Origin of the sequence: Actinomadura sp. NTSP31, from assembly GCF_041951385.1 — a bacterium.
GTDB lineage: Bacteria > Actinomycetota > Actinomycetes > Streptosporangiales > Streptosporangiaceae > Spirillospora > Spirillospora napierensis.
The window spans coordinates 103,315-118,631 of record NZ_JBGNUT010000033.1; the positions used below are offsets into that span (position 1 = coordinate 103,315).

Annotated in this window: 18 protein-coding genes and 1 rRNA gene; 7 read left to right on the forward strand and 12 right to left on the reverse strand. The window is 74.4% G+C overall.

Annotated elements, in window-relative coordinates; genetic code table 11:
* Window positions 1–2: 2 nt before the first annotated feature.
* The 5 genes from ACA514_RS39495 to ACA514_RS39515 all read right to left on the reverse strand — a co-directional run bounded on the left by ACA514_RS39495 (window position 3) and on the right by ACA514_RS39515 (window position 4,922).
* Window positions 3–1,529, reverse strand: a complete 1,527-nt coding sequence (locus ACA514_RS39495) for an FAD-dependent monooxygenase (RefSeq protein ID WP_375046419.1) — start codon at window positions 1,527–1,529, stop codon at window positions 3–5.
* A 90-nt stretch (window positions 1,530–1,619) separates the two neighbouring features.
* Entirely contained in the window at window positions 1,620–2,498 is an 879-nt protein-coding gene (locus ACA514_RS39500; RefSeq protein ID WP_375046420.1) for a hypothetical protein, read from the reverse strand.
* Between the two features lie 79 nt (window positions 2,499–2,577).
* Entirely contained in the window at window positions 2,578–3,879 is a 1,302-nt protein-coding gene (gene murA / locus ACA514_RS39505) for a UDP-N-acetylglucosamine 1-carboxyvinyltransferase (protein WP_375046421.1), read from the reverse strand.
* A 29-nt stretch (window positions 3,880–3,908) separates the two neighbouring features.
* Window positions 3,909–4,538, reverse strand: a complete 630-nt coding sequence (locus tag ACA514_RS39510) for a LysE family translocator (protein WP_375046422.1) — start codon at window positions 4,536–4,538, stop codon at window positions 3,909–3,911.
* Window positions 4,539–4,547: 9 nt separating this feature from the next.
* On the reverse strand, window positions 4,548–4,922 hold the full coding sequence (locus ACA514_RS39515) for a winged helix-turn-helix transcriptional regulator (RefSeq protein WP_375046423.1): 375 nt from the start codon (window positions 4,920–4,922) through the stop codon (window positions 4,548–4,550).
* A 95-nt stretch (window positions 4,923–5,017) separates the two neighbouring features.
* On the opposite strand from ACA514_RS39515, the gene ACA514_RS39520 reads away from it, so the two are divergent.
* Both ACA514_RS39520 and ACA514_RS39525 read left to right on the forward strand, forming a co-directional pair.
* On the forward strand, window positions 5,018–5,899 hold the full coding sequence (locus ACA514_RS39520; protein ID WP_375046424.1) for an NAD(P)-dependent oxidoreductase: 882 nt from the start codon (window positions 5,018–5,020) through the stop codon (window positions 5,897–5,899).
* 56 nt (window positions 5,900–5,955) lie between these two features.
* A complete protein-coding gene (locus tag ACA514_RS39525; RefSeq protein ID WP_375046425.1) occupies window positions 5,956–6,690 on the forward strand; it encodes a maleylpyruvate isomerase family mycothiol-dependent enzyme in 735 nt (244 codons plus the stop codon).
* Between the two features lie 13 nt (window positions 6,691–6,703).
* Here the strand turns inward: ACA514_RS39525 and ACA514_RS39530 are convergent, their stop codons facing one another.
* From ACA514_RS39530 to ACA514_RS39540, 3 genes are read right to left on the reverse strand one after another with little or no spacing between them, the layout of a single operon-like run.
* A complete protein-coding gene (locus ACA514_RS39530) occupies window positions 6,704–7,117 on the reverse strand; it encodes a PaaI family thioesterase (protein ID WP_375046426.1) in 414 nt (137 codons plus the stop codon).
* Window positions 7,114–7,731, reverse strand: a complete 618-nt coding sequence (locus tag ACA514_RS39535; RefSeq protein ID WP_375046427.1) for a TetR-like C-terminal domain-containing protein — start codon at window positions 7,729–7,731, stop codon at window positions 7,114–7,116. The genes ACA514_RS39530 and ACA514_RS39535 overlap by 4 nt, the downstream gene beginning before the upstream one ends.
* 58 nt (window positions 7,732–7,789) lie before the next feature.
* Complete coding sequence (locus ACA514_RS39540; protein ID WP_375046428.1) at window positions 7,790–8,503, reverse strand: hypothetical protein; 714 nt, start codon at window positions 8,501–8,503, stop codon at window positions 7,790–7,792.
* A 100-nt stretch (window positions 8,504–8,603) separates the two neighbouring features.
* On the opposite strand from ACA514_RS39540, the gene ACA514_RS39545 reads away from it, so the two are divergent.
* Window positions 8,604–9,224 (forward strand): protein phosphatase 2C domain-containing protein, encoded by a 621-nt coding sequence (locus ACA514_RS39545; RefSeq protein ID WP_375046429.1) that lies wholly within the window; start codon window positions 8,604–8,606, stop codon window positions 9,222–9,224.
* Here ACA514_RS39545 and ACA514_RS39550 read toward each other — a convergent pair.
* Window positions 9,193–9,651, reverse strand: a complete 459-nt coding sequence (locus ACA514_RS39550; protein WP_375046430.1) for a MarR family winged helix-turn-helix transcriptional regulator — start codon at window positions 9,649–9,651, stop codon at window positions 9,193–9,195. The two genes, ACA514_RS39545 and ACA514_RS39550, sit on opposite strands and share 32 nt — an antisense overlap.
* A gap of 91 nt (window positions 9,652–9,742) precedes the next feature.
* Between ACA514_RS39550 and ACA514_RS39555 the strand changes: the two genes are divergently transcribed.
* Together ACA514_RS39555 and ACA514_RS39560 are read left to right on the forward strand one after the other, a co-directional pair.
* Window positions 9,743–10,606: an NAD(P)H-binding protein gene (locus ACA514_RS39555; RefSeq protein WP_375046431.1), complete on the forward strand. Its 864-nt coding sequence runs from the start codon at window positions 9,743–9,745 to the stop codon at window positions 10,604–10,606.
* A gap of 52 nt (window positions 10,607–10,658) precedes the next feature.
* Window positions 10,659–11,183 (forward strand): GNAT family N-acetyltransferase, encoded by a 525-nt coding sequence (locus tag ACA514_RS39560; RefSeq protein WP_375046432.1) that lies wholly within the window; start codon window positions 10,659–10,661, stop codon window positions 11,181–11,183.
* A 10-nt stretch (window positions 11,184–11,193) separates the two neighbouring features.
* Here ACA514_RS39560 and ACA514_RS39565 read toward each other — a convergent pair whose 3' ends face one another.
* Window positions 11,194–12,432, reverse strand: coding sequence for a lipase family protein (locus ACA514_RS39565; RefSeq protein ID WP_375046433.1), 1,239 nt, complete (start codon window positions 12,430–12,432; stop codon window positions 11,194–11,196).
* 139 nt (window positions 12,433–12,571) lie between these two features.
* Window positions 12,572–13,159 (reverse strand): TetR/AcrR family transcriptional regulator, encoded by a 588-nt coding sequence (locus ACA514_RS39570; RefSeq protein WP_375046434.1) that lies wholly within the window; start codon window positions 13,157–13,159, stop codon window positions 12,572–12,574.
* Window positions 13,160–13,222: 63 nt separating this feature from the next.
* Between ACA514_RS39570 and ACA514_RS39575 the strand changes: the two genes are divergently transcribed.
* Together ACA514_RS39575 and ACA514_RS39580 are read left to right on the forward strand one after the other, a co-directional pair.
* Entirely contained in the window at window positions 13,223–14,437 is a 1,215-nt protein-coding gene (locus ACA514_RS39575; RefSeq protein ID WP_375046435.1) for an MFS transporter, read from the forward strand.
* Window positions 14,438–14,656: 219 nt separating this feature from the next.
* Window positions 14,657–15,151, forward strand: coding sequence for a tetratricopeptide repeat protein (locus tag ACA514_RS39580; RefSeq protein ID WP_375046436.1), 495 nt, complete (start codon window positions 14,657–14,659; stop codon window positions 15,149–15,151).
* A 60-nt stretch (window positions 15,152–15,211) separates the two neighbouring features.
* Here ACA514_RS39580 and rrf read toward each other — a convergent pair.
* A 5S ribosomal RNA gene (rrf, locus tag ACA514_RS39585) occupies window positions 15,212–15,317 on the reverse strand; the annotation flags it as partial.

The window sequence follows — 15,317 nt, forward strand, 5'->3', positions numbered from 1 at the left end:
GTCTAGAGGGGGTGGGCGGGCCGCCCCCGGTCGTGCGCCGGACGGTCGGCGGGCCGCCCGCACCAGTGCGCGAGCGCCTCCCGGATCGCCGCCGCCCGCCGGTCCGGCGCGGTCTCGTCGCACGCCCACGCGATGTAGCCGTCCGGGCGGACCAGCGCCGTCGTGCGGGTCGCGCCGCCGGCGAGCGCGCAGTGCACCCGCCCGGCCCACCGCTTGGTCGCCAGGTAGGTGACCGCCGGGTCGTTCGCGGCCACCACCAGCACGAACAGGCCGTCGCCGAGCAGCCGGTACAGGCGCCCGGGGGCGCCCGCCACCGGGACGTCCGGGGCGCGCATGCCGGTGAGGCGGTGCGCGCCGCGCGGCGCCGGATAGGCGATGTCGATGCCGGACACGGCGCCCGCCAGCCGCCGCGCGACCGGCCGGACATGCGTGGCCGCCCAGGCCCCGACGCTGCGGGCCCGCCGCAGCCACGGCGGCTCGACCATCGCGAAGCTCAGCAGCGCCCCGCTGCCGCGCAGCACCTGCCTGCCGACCGGGTACCGCTCCTCGTGGTAGCTGTCCAGCAGCCAGGACGGCGCCCAGCCGCGCAGTTCGGCGGCGAGCTTCCAGCCGAGGTTCGCCGCGTCCTGCATCCCGGTGTTCATGCCCTGGCCGCCCGCCGGGGAGTGCACGTGGGCGGCGTCGCCGGCGAGGAACACCCGCCCCGCCCGGTAGCGCGGCACCTGCCGCTCGTCGCTGTGGAAGCGGGACGTCCAGCGCGGGTCGCGCATGCCGTGGTCGGAGCCGAGCGCGCGGCGCGCGACGTCGCGGAGCTCGCCGAAGTCGACCGGTTCGGAGTCCGGGGGCTGGTGCCGGCGGTTCCAGGCGATCACCCGGTACCAGCCGTCGCCGAACGGCGCGAGGAACGCGAACGCGTCCCCCGTCGCTCCCGCGGTGAGGATCTCGGCGGGCGCGTCGTCGAGCCGCACGTCCGCCAGCATCACCGAGCGCACCACGGCCCGGCCGGGGAAGGGCAGCCCGAGCGCCTTGCGGACGGTGCTGCGGACGCCGTCGGCGCCGACGACGTAGGACGCGCGGTGCGTCGTGGTGGAGCCGTCGGCCATGCGGACGTCGACGTCCACGCCCTCGGCGTCCTGCCGCAGGCCGGTCGCCTCCGCGCCGTGGACGATCTCCGCGCCGGCCTCCAGGGCCCGCCGCCGCAGCACCCGTTCCGTCTCGTACTGCGGTGTGACCAGCACGTACGGGAAGCGGCCCGGGAGCCGGGACAGGTCCAGCGCGGCCGCGCCCAGCAGCCGCAGCCCGCCGGCCCGCTCGCCCGTGGCGACCAGTTCGTCGGCGACGCCGCGGGCGTCCAGCAGTTCCAGCGTCCGCGCGTGCACCGCGAACGCGCGGGTGAGGTTGTCGGTCTCCTCCTCGCGCCGCTCCAGCACGGTGCAGCCGACGCCAGCGGAGGCCAGGTCGCCCGCGAGCAGCAGCCCCGTCGGGCCGGCCCCCACGATCAGCACGTTCCCCGTCGGCTTGGGCGGCATGCGGCTCCCCTCTCCGTCCGTCGCGGGTGCGGCCCTCCACCCCTTCCCACGAACGGCGGATCCTCACGCGCCGCGGGCGGCCTCGGCCGGTCAGTCCCGCCCGTTGGCACGCAGGATCGAGACGGCTTTCACCGTCTGATAGCCACGCCACTCCAGCTCGGCGGCGGGCGAGTAGTTGGTGAAGTCGACCCTCCAGCCGCCGTCGTCCTCCTGCTGCGCCTCCAGCCGGTCCAGCTCCGCCGCGACGACGTCCGGGGCGAACAGGGCCCGGACGGGCGTGTCGGGGTAGGGCGCGAAGTCGAGGGGCCGCATCATCTCGTCCTCCAGCCCGCCCGCGACATGGACGAGGCCGTCCGGCGGGATGCGCTCACCCAGCAGCGCGATGAGTTCGGCGGCCTCGGGCTCGGTGCCGTGGACGGCGTCCAGCAGCCACAGCGCGAACGCCAGTTCCAGCGCGTGCAGGTCGGTCTTCGCGCGGGCGGCGTCCAGGCAGAAGCGGGTCGCGCGGGCGAGCCACGGATGGGCGGCGACCGCCGGGTCGTGGACGGCGGTGCGCTGCGCCATCGCGGCGACCACGGCGGTGATCTGCAACGACGGGACGTCCGGGTCGGCGCCCGCCCAGAAGGGGGCGCACCCGGCCGGATCGGGGACGCGCAGCCCGAACGGGATGCCGCCGTCCGGCAGCGCCACCGCCTGCAGCCAGTCGCACAGCGCCACCGCTTCCGGGGCGGTGGCGGCCGCCAGTTCGGCGAACACCTCGAAGGCGTGCAGGGCCGGGCCCGGCTGGCTCGTCCGCGACCGCAGGTCGGGCTCCAGTCCGTGGCCGTAGCCGCCGTCGGGATTGCGGTAGGCGTTCAGCGCGGACAGCACCGCCTCACGGTCGCCCTCACCGGTGAGCAGTTCGAAGCGGCGCCGGTCGAGGAGCCGGGCGTGCGTCGCCATGAAGTCGGAGGCCTTGTTCAGATCCATGCCTCCAGCGTGGCCGCCGCCCGCCCAGGCGTCTTGCAACTTTCGGCCATCAGCGCGTCCAGGCTCGGCAGGCGCGCGGCTAACCCGCGCGCAGGGCGAGGCCCAGGGCGCGGAACTGCTCGACGGGGCGGTGGTAGCCGCGCTCGATGTGGTGGACGCCCCGCAGCGTGGACGGCCCTTCGGCGACCGCCGCGGCCAGCACCGCCGAGAACCCGGCCCGGATGTCGGGCATGGTCACGTCGCCGCCGCGCAGCTTGGTCACCCCGCGCACGACGGCCGAGTGCAGCGCCGCCGTGTCGTGGTAGCGGCACGCGGGCCCGCCCAGGCAGGTGTCGTAGACCTCGATCTCGGCGCCCATGCCCTGCAGCGCCGGAACGTAGGCGAGCCGGTTCTCGTAGACGGTCTCGTGCAGCACCGACATGCCGTCCGCCTGCGTGAACAGCACCATCAGCGGGGTCTGCCAGTCGGTGGCGAACCCGGGGTGCGTGTCGGTCTGCACCGCGGCCGGGCGCAGCCCGTCCGGCGCCGACGCCATGATCCAGTCGTCGGTGATCTCGAACCGGGCGCCCATCCGGGCCAGCGTGGTGATCGCGGTGACGAGGCGGTCCTGCGGGCAGCCGTGCACCCGGACCTCGCCCCGGGTGACCAGGCCCGCCACGAGGTAGGAGAACGCCTCGATCCGGTCGCCGGCCAGCCGCGTCACCGCCCCGCTCAGCCGCTCGACGCCCTCGACCACGATCCTGCGGTCGGGCGCGAACGAGATCCGCGCCCCCATCCGCTGCAGGAACAGCGCCAGCTCGATGATCTCCGGTTCCGTCGCCGCGTTCCGGATGACCGTCTTGCCCTGCGCCCGGACCGCCGCCAGGAGCACCGTCTCGGTGGCGCCGACGCTCGGGTAGGGCAGGTCGATCCGCGTGCCGACCAGCCTGGAGGCGCGCGCGTGGATGCCGTCCGCGGCGAGCGTGACCTCGGCGCCGAACGCGCGGAGCGCGTCCACGTGGAAGTCGACGGGCCGCCGCCCGATCGGGTCGCCGCCGACCAGCGGGACGAACGCCTCCCCGGTCAGGTGCAGCAGCGGGCCGAGCATCAGGATCGGGATCCGGTTCAGCCCGGTGAACGCCTTGCCGACGCTCGGATCCGCCACCGGCCCCGGCACTACGGCGATCTCGCCGCCGGACCGCTCCACCGTCATCCCGACGTGCTCGAGCATCCCCGCGGTGATCCCGACCTCGCCGACGTCGGGCGCGTTGCGGATCGTGCTCGCCTCCGCGCCGAGCATCGCCGCGACCATGTGCTTGCTGACCGCGTTCTTCGCCCCCCGCACGGTGACGTCGCCGCGCAGCGGCCCCGACGGCTCGATCTCCCAAAGCTTCTCGGTCACCCGTGAAGCCTACGGCCGATCCGGACCCGTCAGGCGCGATCGGCCAGAAGGTTCGCCGCGAAACCGAGGAACGCGACACCGGCCACCTGCTCCAGCCGCCGCCGCACCTCCGGCCGCCGGAGCCGCTCCGCCAGCTTCGCCGCGGCCCCCGACACGACCCAGTACCAGACGGCCAGCTCCGCGAGGTCGATGGCCGTGAACAGCACCGTCATGCCGAACACCGGCGCCCCGTGCGGCATGAACTGCGGGACCAGGCTCATGTAGAAGACGCCGGCCTTGGGGTTCAGCAGGTTGGTCCCGACCCCGGCGCGGAACGCCCCGAGTCTCGTCGCCGCCGCGACCGGCTCCGGCACCGCTTCCCGGACGGCCTCCTTGCGGCGGGCCTTCCACAGCGCCGTCGCGCCCAGCCACACGAGGTAGGCGGCCCCGCAGACGCGCAGCACGTCGTAGGCGACGTGGGACGCGGTCAGCAGCGCGGTCAGACCGACAGCGGTGGCGAGGCCCCACACGCAGCAGCCGGTGAGGATCCCCGACGCCGCCGCGAGCCCGCCGGACCGCCCCTGGGCGACGGACGTCCGCAGGACGAGCAGGGTGTCCAGCCCCGGTACCACGTTGATGATCAACGCGGCGCCGGCGAACGCGAGCGCTGCGGTCAGCATGATCGGATCCTAGGCCCGTCCGGGCACCTGGTGAACGGCGTTCCGGGCGTGCTCCGCGGCGCCGAGGACGTGCTCGCGCCCCCAGGCGCCCAGCGGCGCCAGGGCCGTGTTGAGCGAGACGCCCAGGGCGGTCAGCGAGTACTCGACGCGCGGCGGGACCTCCTCGTACTCCTCGCGGTGCACGATCCCGTCCGCCTCCAGCTCCCGAAGATGCGAGGCGAGCACCTTCTCGGTGATGCCCGGCAGGTTCCTGCGCAGCTCGCCGAAGCGGCAGGGCCGCTCGTTGAGCGCCCACAGGATCAGCACCTTCCATTTGCCGCCGATCACGTCCATCGCCGCGTCGATCCCGCAGACGTACGCACCCGGCCGGCGCCCGGTCGCCATGGCCACTCCCCCACCTGGTCGCTTACCCGGAGGTGCGCACGCACTTCGAAGTGCGTACTTGATCATCTTCGGGTTCGCCGACCAGCCTAATCGGCATGGACAACGACACTTCCGGAAAGCACCCGATCGCCCTGCTCGGCCTCGGCGCCATGGGCACCGCGCTCGCCAGGGCGTGGCTCGCCGCCGGGCACCCCGTGACCGTCTGGAACCGCACGCCCGGCCGCGCCCGGCCGCTCGCCGCCGAGGGCGCCGCGGTCGCCGCGACGGTGGCCGAGGCGGTGGCGGCGAGCGACCTCGTGGTCACCTGCCTGCTCGACGACGCCTCCGTCCGCGCGGTCCTCGCGGACGCCGACCTCGCGGGCAAGGACGTGGTCGACCTCACCACCGGCACGCCCGGCCAGGCCCGCGCACGCGCCGCGTGGGCCGGGGAGCGGGGCGCGCGGTTCCTGGACGGCGGGATCATGGCGGTCCCACCGATGATCGGCGTGGCGGGCTCGGGCGGCTACGTCCTCTACAGCGGGTCGCGTGCGCTGTTCGAGGAGCACCGCGCCGCGCTCGCCGTGCCGGCCGGCGCCACCTTCGTCGGCGCGGACCCCGGCTTTGCCGCCCTCCACGACGTGGCGCTGCTGAGCGCCATGACGGCGATGATGGCGGGGATCGCGCACGCCTTCGCGCTCGTCCGCGACGAGGACGTCCCGCTGAAGGACTTCGCCCCGATGCTCACGGGCTGGCTCACCGCCATGGCCGGATACGCGCACGGGGTCGCCGAACACCTGGAGAGCGGCGACTACACCCGGGGCGTGACGTCCAACCTCGCCATGATGGTCCGGGGCAACGCGACGCTCCTGCGCACGGCCGAGGAGCAGCGGGTCAGCCCCGAACTGCTCACCCCGTTCATGGACCTCATGCGGCGCCGTCTCGACGACGGGCACGCCGACGAGGGGACCACGGGCGTCGTCGGCCTCCTCGCCCGCTGAGCCTCGCGGCCACTCACGGCCATACCGAACCGAACGCCATTCGGTATGGTGGCGGGATGGTGGACGTCTTCGATGACCTGGCGGCGGAGTACCGGCAACTGGACGCCGTCCTGGCGGCGCTGACCCCGGACCAGTGGTCCGCGCCGTCGGACGCGGCGGGCTGGACGGTCGCCGACGTGGTCCTGCATCTCACGCAGAGCGAAGAGGTGGTCACCGCGCCGTCCATCACCGACGGCGCCGCGTTCCTGCCGTCCACCGCGACCACCGTCGACGGCGCCATGGCGGAACTGGTCGCCGCCGAGCGCGGAGCGCCGCCCGGCGAGCTGCTCGCACGCTGGCGCAAGGCCGCGTTCGCCACGCCGGACGCGCTGCGCGCCCACCCGCCGGGCACCCGCCTCAGCTGGGTGCGAACGCCGCTGTCCCCGCGGACGCTGGCCACCACGCGGCTCGCCGAGCACTGGGCGCACGCGCAGGACATCACCGTCCCGCTGGGCATCGCCTACCCGGACACGGCGCGCCTGCGGCACATCGCGCGGCTCGCCCACCGGACGCTGCCCTACGCCTTCTCCGTCGCCGGCCGCCCGGACGCGCCGGTCTTCTGCGACCTCACCGCGCCCGACGGAACGCGGTGGACGTTCGGGGACCCCGCCGCGCCCAACCGGATCACCGGACCGGCGGCGGAGTTCTGCAGGGTGGGCGCCCGCCGCCTCACGCCCGAGCAGACCGGCCTGCGCGCCGAGGGACCGGACGCCGCGGAGGCGCTCCGCCTCGTCCGCAACTACGCCGCCTGACCCGTCCGCGACGTCAGCGGGCGGGGACGGAGGACGGCATGAACAGGGCGGTCACGGTGGCGATGACGCGGCCGTTCGCCGTGAACGCCGCCGTTCCCGCCGCGAGCCTGCGGCCGACCCGGGTCGGGGTGACGGCGATGTCGACCCAGTCGCCCTCGCGTGCGGTGCCCACCAGGTCGCAGGAGAGGTTGACGGTGATGAGCGGCGTCGGCGGGTCCGTGCGGACGGCGAGGGCGTGCCCGATCGCCACGTCGCCGACGGCGGCGATCACGCCGCCGTGCAGCAGCCCGCGCGCGTTCGTCTTGGGGCCGTCGACGGCGAACCCGGCGCGCAGGGGGTCGGCGGCGTGCCGAGCGAAGCCGCCGATCGCGGTGATCAGCGGGCTCGGACGGTCGTAGGGCACGAAGCCCGCGGGTGCGGTGGTCATCTCGCCTCCTGAGGGGAACGGTCCGCGTCGGAAAGGCCGCGCAGCGCCGCGGTGACCGTCAGCCGGAAGCGCCGCTCCGCCGTCTCGGGGGTGCCGCCGAGCAGGCCGGACGCTTCCAGGGAGAGCAGCCCCTGCACGGTGGCGAACAGGCCGACGGCGGAGTCCTTGGCGGCGCCCTCGGCGCGGTCCGGACCCAGGACGGCGGCGACCCGGCCGACGACGATCGCGTAGATGTCCTCGGCCGCGCGGGCGTCGGCCTGCTCCGGGCGGAACTCGGCGAACGGCCGGGAGAACATCACCTCGTGCAGGTGCGGCTCGCGCCGGGCGAACGACCGCACGGCGAGCGCCAACTCCAGCACGTCGGCTTCGGGGTCGCCGGTGGGCTCCAGGGCGCGCAGGTCGGCGGCCAGCCGGGCGAAGCCGGCGGCGAACAGCGCGCGGGCGAGCCCGGCCTTCCCGCCGAACAGCTCGTTCACCGCGGCCAGCGACGCGCCCGCGCCGGCCGCGACCGCCCGGGTCGTCACCGCGCCGGCGCCGCCGGCGGCCAGCAGCCGCGCCGCGACCGCGAGCAGGTCGCCGCGCAGCGCGTCCGTCCGCGTCTTCCGCCGTCCCATGCCGCCGACCGTACCCTATTCCGGATCAGCGATCCGAAATATCGGCGGACGATCGCCCTCAGCCGGCCGTCGGCCACCGGACGGCGGCGTCCTGGGACCGCGGGCGGAGCGGGACCAGCGCGATCACCGAGGTCGGGTCGCCGTCCACGGCGCCGCCGACGCGGAGCAGCCCGCGCCGGGTCAGGTACCGCAGGGCCTCCCGGACCTGCTCGGGGGTCGCCAGGAGGCGCCTCGCCAGCCCGGCGCGGGTGTGCCGGCCCGGCGACCACAGCGCGACGGAGAGGACGTCCATCGCCAGCGGCCCGTAGCGCTTGTCCCCCCGGCCCGCGCCGACCGCCGGACGGGCGCGGCCCGCGAAACGCGGCGCCTCCGGAATCCCGGCCACCGGCCAGAACTGCAGGAGCCATCGGTGCCCGTCGGATATGCGCCGGCGGAACACGCGCACTCGCTGGAGGCCGGGCCGCGCGAGTTTCAGGCCGCCCGCGAAATCGTCGCCGATCGCATGCGTCAACCCGATCTCGGCGCGGGATGTCAGAAAGGGCGTCTCCATCGCGTCGGACCACCCGGCCGCCTCATGCGGCGGCGGACCGTCATGGGCCTCGAGAACGACATGCGCGTGCGGCGCCGCGGTGCCGACGACCCATCCGGCGCCACCGGCCGCGACGTCGCCCTTGCCGCGCCCGCCGAAGGAGTGCTCCGCCAGCAGCGGCACGTTCAGATGGCGCAGTTCGCCCGTCCCGCCGACGCCGGCGGGCCAGAATCCGCGGATCACGAGCCTATCGAATTCGGCTCGATAATCGCCGTCCTCATATCTCGCGAGTAGGGTCATGCCCCGGAAGCTAACAGCGCCCTCTGACAGAACGGGGTGATCGGTGCGGGGCTCGTCCGATTGCGTTCACTGCGGCGGAACGGTCGCGCCCGACGGCCACTGCTGGGATTGCGGAAAGGCGCAGCCCGCATTCCGCGCCCGCGTCGAGATCGCGTCCGGCGGCGCCGCGGCGGTCAGCGACCGCGGCCTCCGGCGCGGCGTCAACGCCGACGCCGTCGCGCTGACCACCGCGGTCGCGTGGACGGTCGGCGTCGTCTGCGACGGCGTCTCCATGTCGCCGCGGCCGGAGCGCGTGGCGCAGGTCGCGGCCGAGGTGGGCGCGGCGTCGACCGCCGCCCGGCTGCGGGCCGGCGTCCTGCCGGAGACCGCGCTCACGGCCGCCGCGGCACGCGCCGCCCATGCCGTCGCCGCGCTGGCCGGGTCGGTCCACGACGCGCCCGCCTGCACCTATGTCGCCGGCATCGCCGGACCGGACGGCGTCTGGGCCTGCTGGGTCGGCGACAGCCGCGCCTACTGGCTGCCCGATACGGGTCCGGGCATGGCGCTCACCGAGGACGACAGCGGTGCCCACGGCGCGCTGGCCGCGTGGCTCGGCGCGGACGCCGGCGGCCACGACAACGTGAGCGCCCTGCTCATCCGGGTCCGGGCGCTCGGCCCGTCGTGACGGCTCCGCCGAGCAGAGCGGCCGCGGCCTGGTGGATCTTCACCAGCGCGGCCATCAGGTGCTCGCGCTCGGCGGCGGTGAGATCGGCCAGGACCGCCTCCTCCAGCGCGCGGCGTTCCGCCTCGACCGGCTCGCGCAGCGCGCGGCCCTGATCGGTCAGCCAGAGCCGGACGAGCCGGTTGTCGCGCTCGTCGCGGCGGCGGGTCAGCAGCCCGGCGGCGGCCATCCGGGTGGCCATCTTGACGACGGTGGGCGTGGTGACGTTCACCTCCGCGGCGATCTCACCGGGGGTGCGGCCGTCGCGTTCCCAGAGAGCGGCCAGCAGGTGGTTCTGCCCCAGGTGCAGGCCGTGCCGGCGCATGCCCTCGTCGGCGGCCGCGCGCAACGCCTTGGACGTGCGGCCGTGCAGGTCCAGGAACTCGGGCATCGGTCTCCCAACGGCGATCGATTGACGGCTAATCATTAACCGGCTAGCGTTCCGCATGTTCATTAGACGGCAAACGATTACTGGAGCCGCCATGCTACTGGTCACCGGAGCCACCGGGAACATCGGCCGCGATCTCGTCCGCGACCTGGACGCCAAGGGCGCGGACGTGCGGATCCTCGTCCGCGACCCGGCCCGCGCCGCCGGGCTGCCGGACCGCGCCGAGCGCGCCGTCGCCGACCTGGACGAGCCCGCGACCCTGCCGCCCGCCTTCGCCGGGGTCGAGCGGCTGTTCCTCCTCACGCCCGGCATCGGGACGTCCCGGACGGCGAACGCCGTCGCGGCCGCCGGCGCCGCCGGGGTCCGGCACATCGTGCTCCTGTCGTCGACGAACGTCCTCGGCGATCCGATGCCCGCCATGGGCCGCTGGCACCACGAGCGCGAGGAGATCGTCCGCGCGTCCGGCATTCCCGCGACGATCCTGCGCCCCGGCGGCTTCATGCTGAACGCGCTGGAGTGGCTGCCGACCATCCGGGAGGGCGGATACGTCCTGGATCCAACCGGTCCCGGCCGGTTCGCACCGATCGACACCGCCGACATCGCCGCCGTGGCCGCCGCCGTCCTGACCGAGGACGGCCACGCCGGCGAGGCGTACGACCTCACCGGCGACGACCTGTTCACCGTCGCGGGACAGGTCGCCGTCCTGGCCCGCGCCGTCGGGCGGGAGCTGCGGGTCCGCGAGGTGCGCACGCCGGAGGAGGCCGTCCGCACCCGCTTCCCCGGCGGCGCTCCCCCGGCGCTCGCCGAGGCGCTCGTCGAGGGCTTCAGATTGATGCGGGCCGACACCGCCGGGTTCCGCACGGATATGGTGAAGCGGCTGACAGGACGCGCCCCTCGGACGTTCGCCGACTGGTGCGCCCGCAACGCCGCCGCGTTCCGGCGACCGCCCGGCGCCTGACCCGGGCGCGCCCGCCGCGGACGTGGGACGCCAACGCGATGGGAGGTGCCCGATGGAGGAGACGCCCCCGCCGTCCGGCCTGCACGGGAACGGCCTGGTGCTCCGCGAATGGACCGACGACGACCTGGACGTCCTGGTCGCGCTGCTGGACGACCCGGCGGTCGCGCACCGCACGCCGCTCGCCTCGCCGTTCGATCGGCCGGCCGCGCGCCGGTACCTCGATCAGGCGCGCGGGGCGATCGGCAAGGGCGAGCGCGTGCAGCTGGCGATCACCACCGACGGTTTCGAGGCCAAAGGCGAGATACGCCTCGACCTCGTGCTCGGCACCATCAGCTACATCGTCGGCGCGAAGCACCGGGGGCAGCGGCTCGCCTCGCGCGCGCTCCAGCTGATGACCGAGTACGCGCACGCGCAGGCCGGCCTCCCCCGTGCCCTGCTGGAGATCGAGCAGGACAACGGCCCGAGCATCGCGGTGGCCCGGGCCGCCGGCTACCGGCCGACCGACGCCCCGGCCACCGTCGTCCAGAGCGAGCGGCGGAGCTTCACGCTCTTCACCTGGGCGCACACGGCGCCCTGACGGCCACCGGTCAGCAGGTGCTCGACGCCGGCCTGCCGGCGAACCGGTCGGCGAGGAACGCCAGGGCGTCGTTCTGCCGGACCAGCGCCTCCAGCGCATGCTCGCCCACCGCGTCGCGGACGGTCTGGACCTTCGCGCCCTTCGAGCACCACGCCTTGACCACGGCGTCCGCCTGCCCCACCGGCACGATCTCGTCGGTGTTGGCGTGGTAGTCGAACACCGGCGCGGCGGGCGCCGCGGAGCCCATCGTGTTCTTCTTCAGCATCGCGGCGACCGACGGCACGGCGAGCGGATCGGGGACGGTGCTGTAGTCGGCGAGCTTCTTGAACGGGAAGCCGATGAGCAGGTCGGTGAGGCACTTGTTCCGCGAGTCGCTCAGGGCCTGCTTCCCCTTGTCGTTGAGGAGCTTCTGGATGCCGGCCTCGGGGAACTCGGTGTCGAGGCTGACGGTGGCGGCGGCCTCGAAGCCGGAGAACAGGCCGCCGTCCAGCGACCGCGCCACCGCGGCCGGGTCGGCGGGCGTGCCGCCCATCGCCGCGCCGGCGAGCCGGACGTCCGGCGCGTAGGCCGGCTGGAGCTCGGCGGCCCACCCGGTGGCCTGCGCGCCGCCGGAGTAGCCGTCCAGCGCCCACGTGTTGGACGCGCCGATCCCGCCGGCGCCGAGGTTCTGCACGGCGCGGATCCCGTCGAGGACGGCGTGCCCCGCCTGCGGGCCCGCCATGAACACCGACTTGGGGCCCTCGAAGTCGGGCATGGCGACCGCCCAGCCCTTGTCCAGGACCGGGGAGGCGAACAGCGTGCCCGCACCGGCGATGCCGGCCCCCGCCGAGATGCCGTAGGACGGTGCGCACTGCGTCCCGGTGGAGTCCTCCGCGGCCTGCACCGACACGACGGGGCGGGCGCCGCCGCCCGTCCACGCCTTCTTCGGCACCAGCAGCGTCGTCACCGCCAGTTCCGCCGTGCCGTGCGAGTCGTTCGTGCGGTAGGAGATCTGCCAGGCGTCGACCGTGTCGCCCAGGTTCCCGGACTTGGGAGTGATCTTCCGATTCGCCACGACCTGGCCCGGCCCGTACGTGCCGATGTCGGCGGGTGCGGAATAGAACGGGTCCTGGTCGGGCGGCACGGACCCCGCGGGCGGCGGGTCGTCGGCCAGCGCGGCACCGGACGCGGCGACCAGCGCGGCGGCGGTGGCGATCGGCAGGAGCAGGGCCGTCCGGAGGGACGACCCGCGCGGCGCGGCGGATCTCATCGAGACTCCAGGGGGTGGGAGACCGGGGTCCCCCGACTGTGCGCCTCCCGCTACTCCGTGACTATGGCCCGGCGCCAACATCATCGGCTCACCGGCCCGCGCCGCACTGACAAACGCGCGGCTCCGCGGTCGCGAAGGGTCAGCGGGTGCGTCCGGCCGTCCAGGAGTCGGCGAGGGCGCAGAGCCGGTCGAGGGCGGCCTCGGCGCGCTCACGATCGCCGGTGGTGAGGAAGTCGGCCTGCAACCCGGAGTAGGCGCCGTTGAGGAAGGTCGCACTGACGCGCGCGTCTTCCGGGTCCAGGCCGCGGGCGACCAGCGCGCCGGCGACGAACTCGGCCCGCGCGGCCAGGAACGAGGGCACCCGGTCGCCGAGCCGGCCCGCCGCGGCGAGCCCCTCGATCTCGTGGACCAGCCGCGTGTGCGCGATGTTCTCGGGCGCCAGGTGCCGTCGCCAGGAGTCGCGGACGATCGCGCCGATCCCCCGGCCGGTGTCGTCCCAGCCCTCGGTGGCCCGCAGTTGCTCGTGCTGGATCTCGTCGAGCCGCTTGAGCAGCGCCGCGAGCAGCGCCTCCTTGTCGGCGAAGTGGTGGGTCAGCACGCGCGTGCTCTGCCCGAGCGCCTGGGCGACGGGACGGATGGAGAGCCCGGACAGCCCGGTCTCGGCGAGGTGGTCGAGCACCGCGTCGAGGATCTGCGTGCGGCGATGCGGGTCGCGGGGCCTGGCCACCGGTCGCGCCTCCTTCTCCGTCGGGCGACCAGCCTATAGGGTAACGAGTGTTACCTTAACCGGATGCCCCTTCCTCGACGTCCAACCGGCACGCCCTGGCTCGCCGCGCTCGCGCTCACCGCCTTCGCCCTGCAGACCGACGACTTCGTGATCGCCGGCGTGCTGCCGTCCATCGCCCGCGGCCTGTCGGTCACCGAGGTCGCCGCCGGCCAGCTCGTCACCGTCTTCTCGGTGACCTGCGCGGCGGTCGCCCCGGCCGCCGCCGTGGCGACCGCCCAGCGATCCCCGCGGAACCTGCTGACCTGCGGCCTGCTGCTGTTCTGCGCGGCCAACCTCGCGGTGCCGTTCGTGCCGTCCTATCCGGCTCTGCTCGGGCTGCGGATCCTCGCGGCGCTCGCCGCGGCCCTCACTCTCCCTGCCGTCTTCGCGGCCACGGCGGCGCTCTCGCCCGCGGAGCGCCGGGGCCGCCACCTCGCCACCGTCACGGCCGGCCTGACCGGCGCCGTGGTCGCCGGGGTACCACTCGGTACGTGGATCGGCGCCGCAGCAGGCTGGCGCGCGACGTTCCTTGCCGTCGGGGTCCTCGGCGCCGCGGCGCTGCTGCTCCTCCGAGTCGCCCTGCCCGACGTGCCGTCGGCTCCGGCCACCGGCCTCCGCGAACGACTCCGCCCCCTGGGGACGCCCGCCGTTCTGTGCGCACTGATGGCGGCGTCCGTCACGGTGTTCGGCAACATGGTGATCCAGACGTATCTGGCGCCGCTGCTGCACGGCATGGCAGGCGTGACCCCGGCCGGCCTTGGCCTTCTGCTCACGCTGACGGGCATCGCCGGCATCGCCGGGGCACGGCTCAGCGGCACTCTCGTCGACCGCGTCGGTCCGCGGCGGGCGTTCGCCATCGCCGCAGCGGTGTTCGCCGCCGCGATGGCCGGGCTGGCGCTGTGCTGGTCGGCGCGTCCCGCGCATCTGGTCGTGGTCGTCCCGCTGCTGCTGGCGTGGTCGGCGGGGGCCTGGTCCGTGCCGCCGCCCGTGCAGGCGCGCGTCCTCGCCCTGGCAGGCCCCGCGGCGGGCCCGCAGGCGCTCGCGCTGAGCAGCAGCGCGGTCTACCTGGGCGCCTCGCTGGGCGCGGGCCTGGGCGGCTGGGCCATCGACTCGCTCGGCCCGGGGACGCTTCCGATCATCGCCGGAACCTGTGCCGTGGCCGGAACGATCCTCTTCGGCCTGACCGGCCGCGACACCCCCCGCACTCGGATCGTCGAGAGGCAGCACTCGAAGGCGTGAGGAAGGACGGTGGCCGCGCCGGTGCAAATGTGTGGGTCGGCACCGGCGCGACCATGTGCCCGGCATCGCCGAACGGTCCGATTCTCGCCCACCACACGTTGCACACGCGTTGCGGCCCCCGACGAGGGCCCGGTCTGAAGCCCTCACTGCTCCAGGACCGTGCGGTCGAGAAGCGGATCATGGTTCGCCGCCTCTGGGACGGTATGGAAGGATGCTGCGATGCCCACTCCAGACGACCAGTGGAAACAGCGGATCGCCGACCTCTGGGCCGCCTTCGACGAGCACGAACCGCAGGCATTCCTCGCCAAGGTCAAAAGCATGGCCGATGAACTGCCCGCCGGAAACGCCATTGCAGAGTACGAACTGGCCTCTGCTCATGACTCCATCGGCCATGAGGCCGAGGCCGCCGTTCATTACCGGCGCGCCTTCGCGGCAGGCCTTCCCGAGTCGCACCGGCGCCGGGCCACGATCCAGTTCGCCAGCACGCTGCGCAATCTCGGCCAGGCCGACGAAAGCGTCAGTCTGCTCACCGCCGAACGCGACGCCGGCTCCGACGAGCTGGACGACGCCGTGACGGCCTTTCTCGCCCTGGCACTCACCGACCTCGGACGGGACCGCGAGGCCGCCGCTCTGGCCCTCGGGGCGCTCTCCCGTCACCTGCCGCGCTACAACCGCTCGCTGGCCAACTACGCGAAAGCCCTCACGCACCCTTGACCGAAAGCCCCCAGAAATACGAAAGGCCCCGCCATTTCTGGCGGGGCCTTCCTAAAAAATGTCCGGCGGTGTCCTACTCTCCCACACAGTCTCCCATGCAGTACCATCGGCGCTGAAGGGCTTAACTTCCGGGTTCGGAATGGGACCGGGTGTTTCCCCTCCGCCA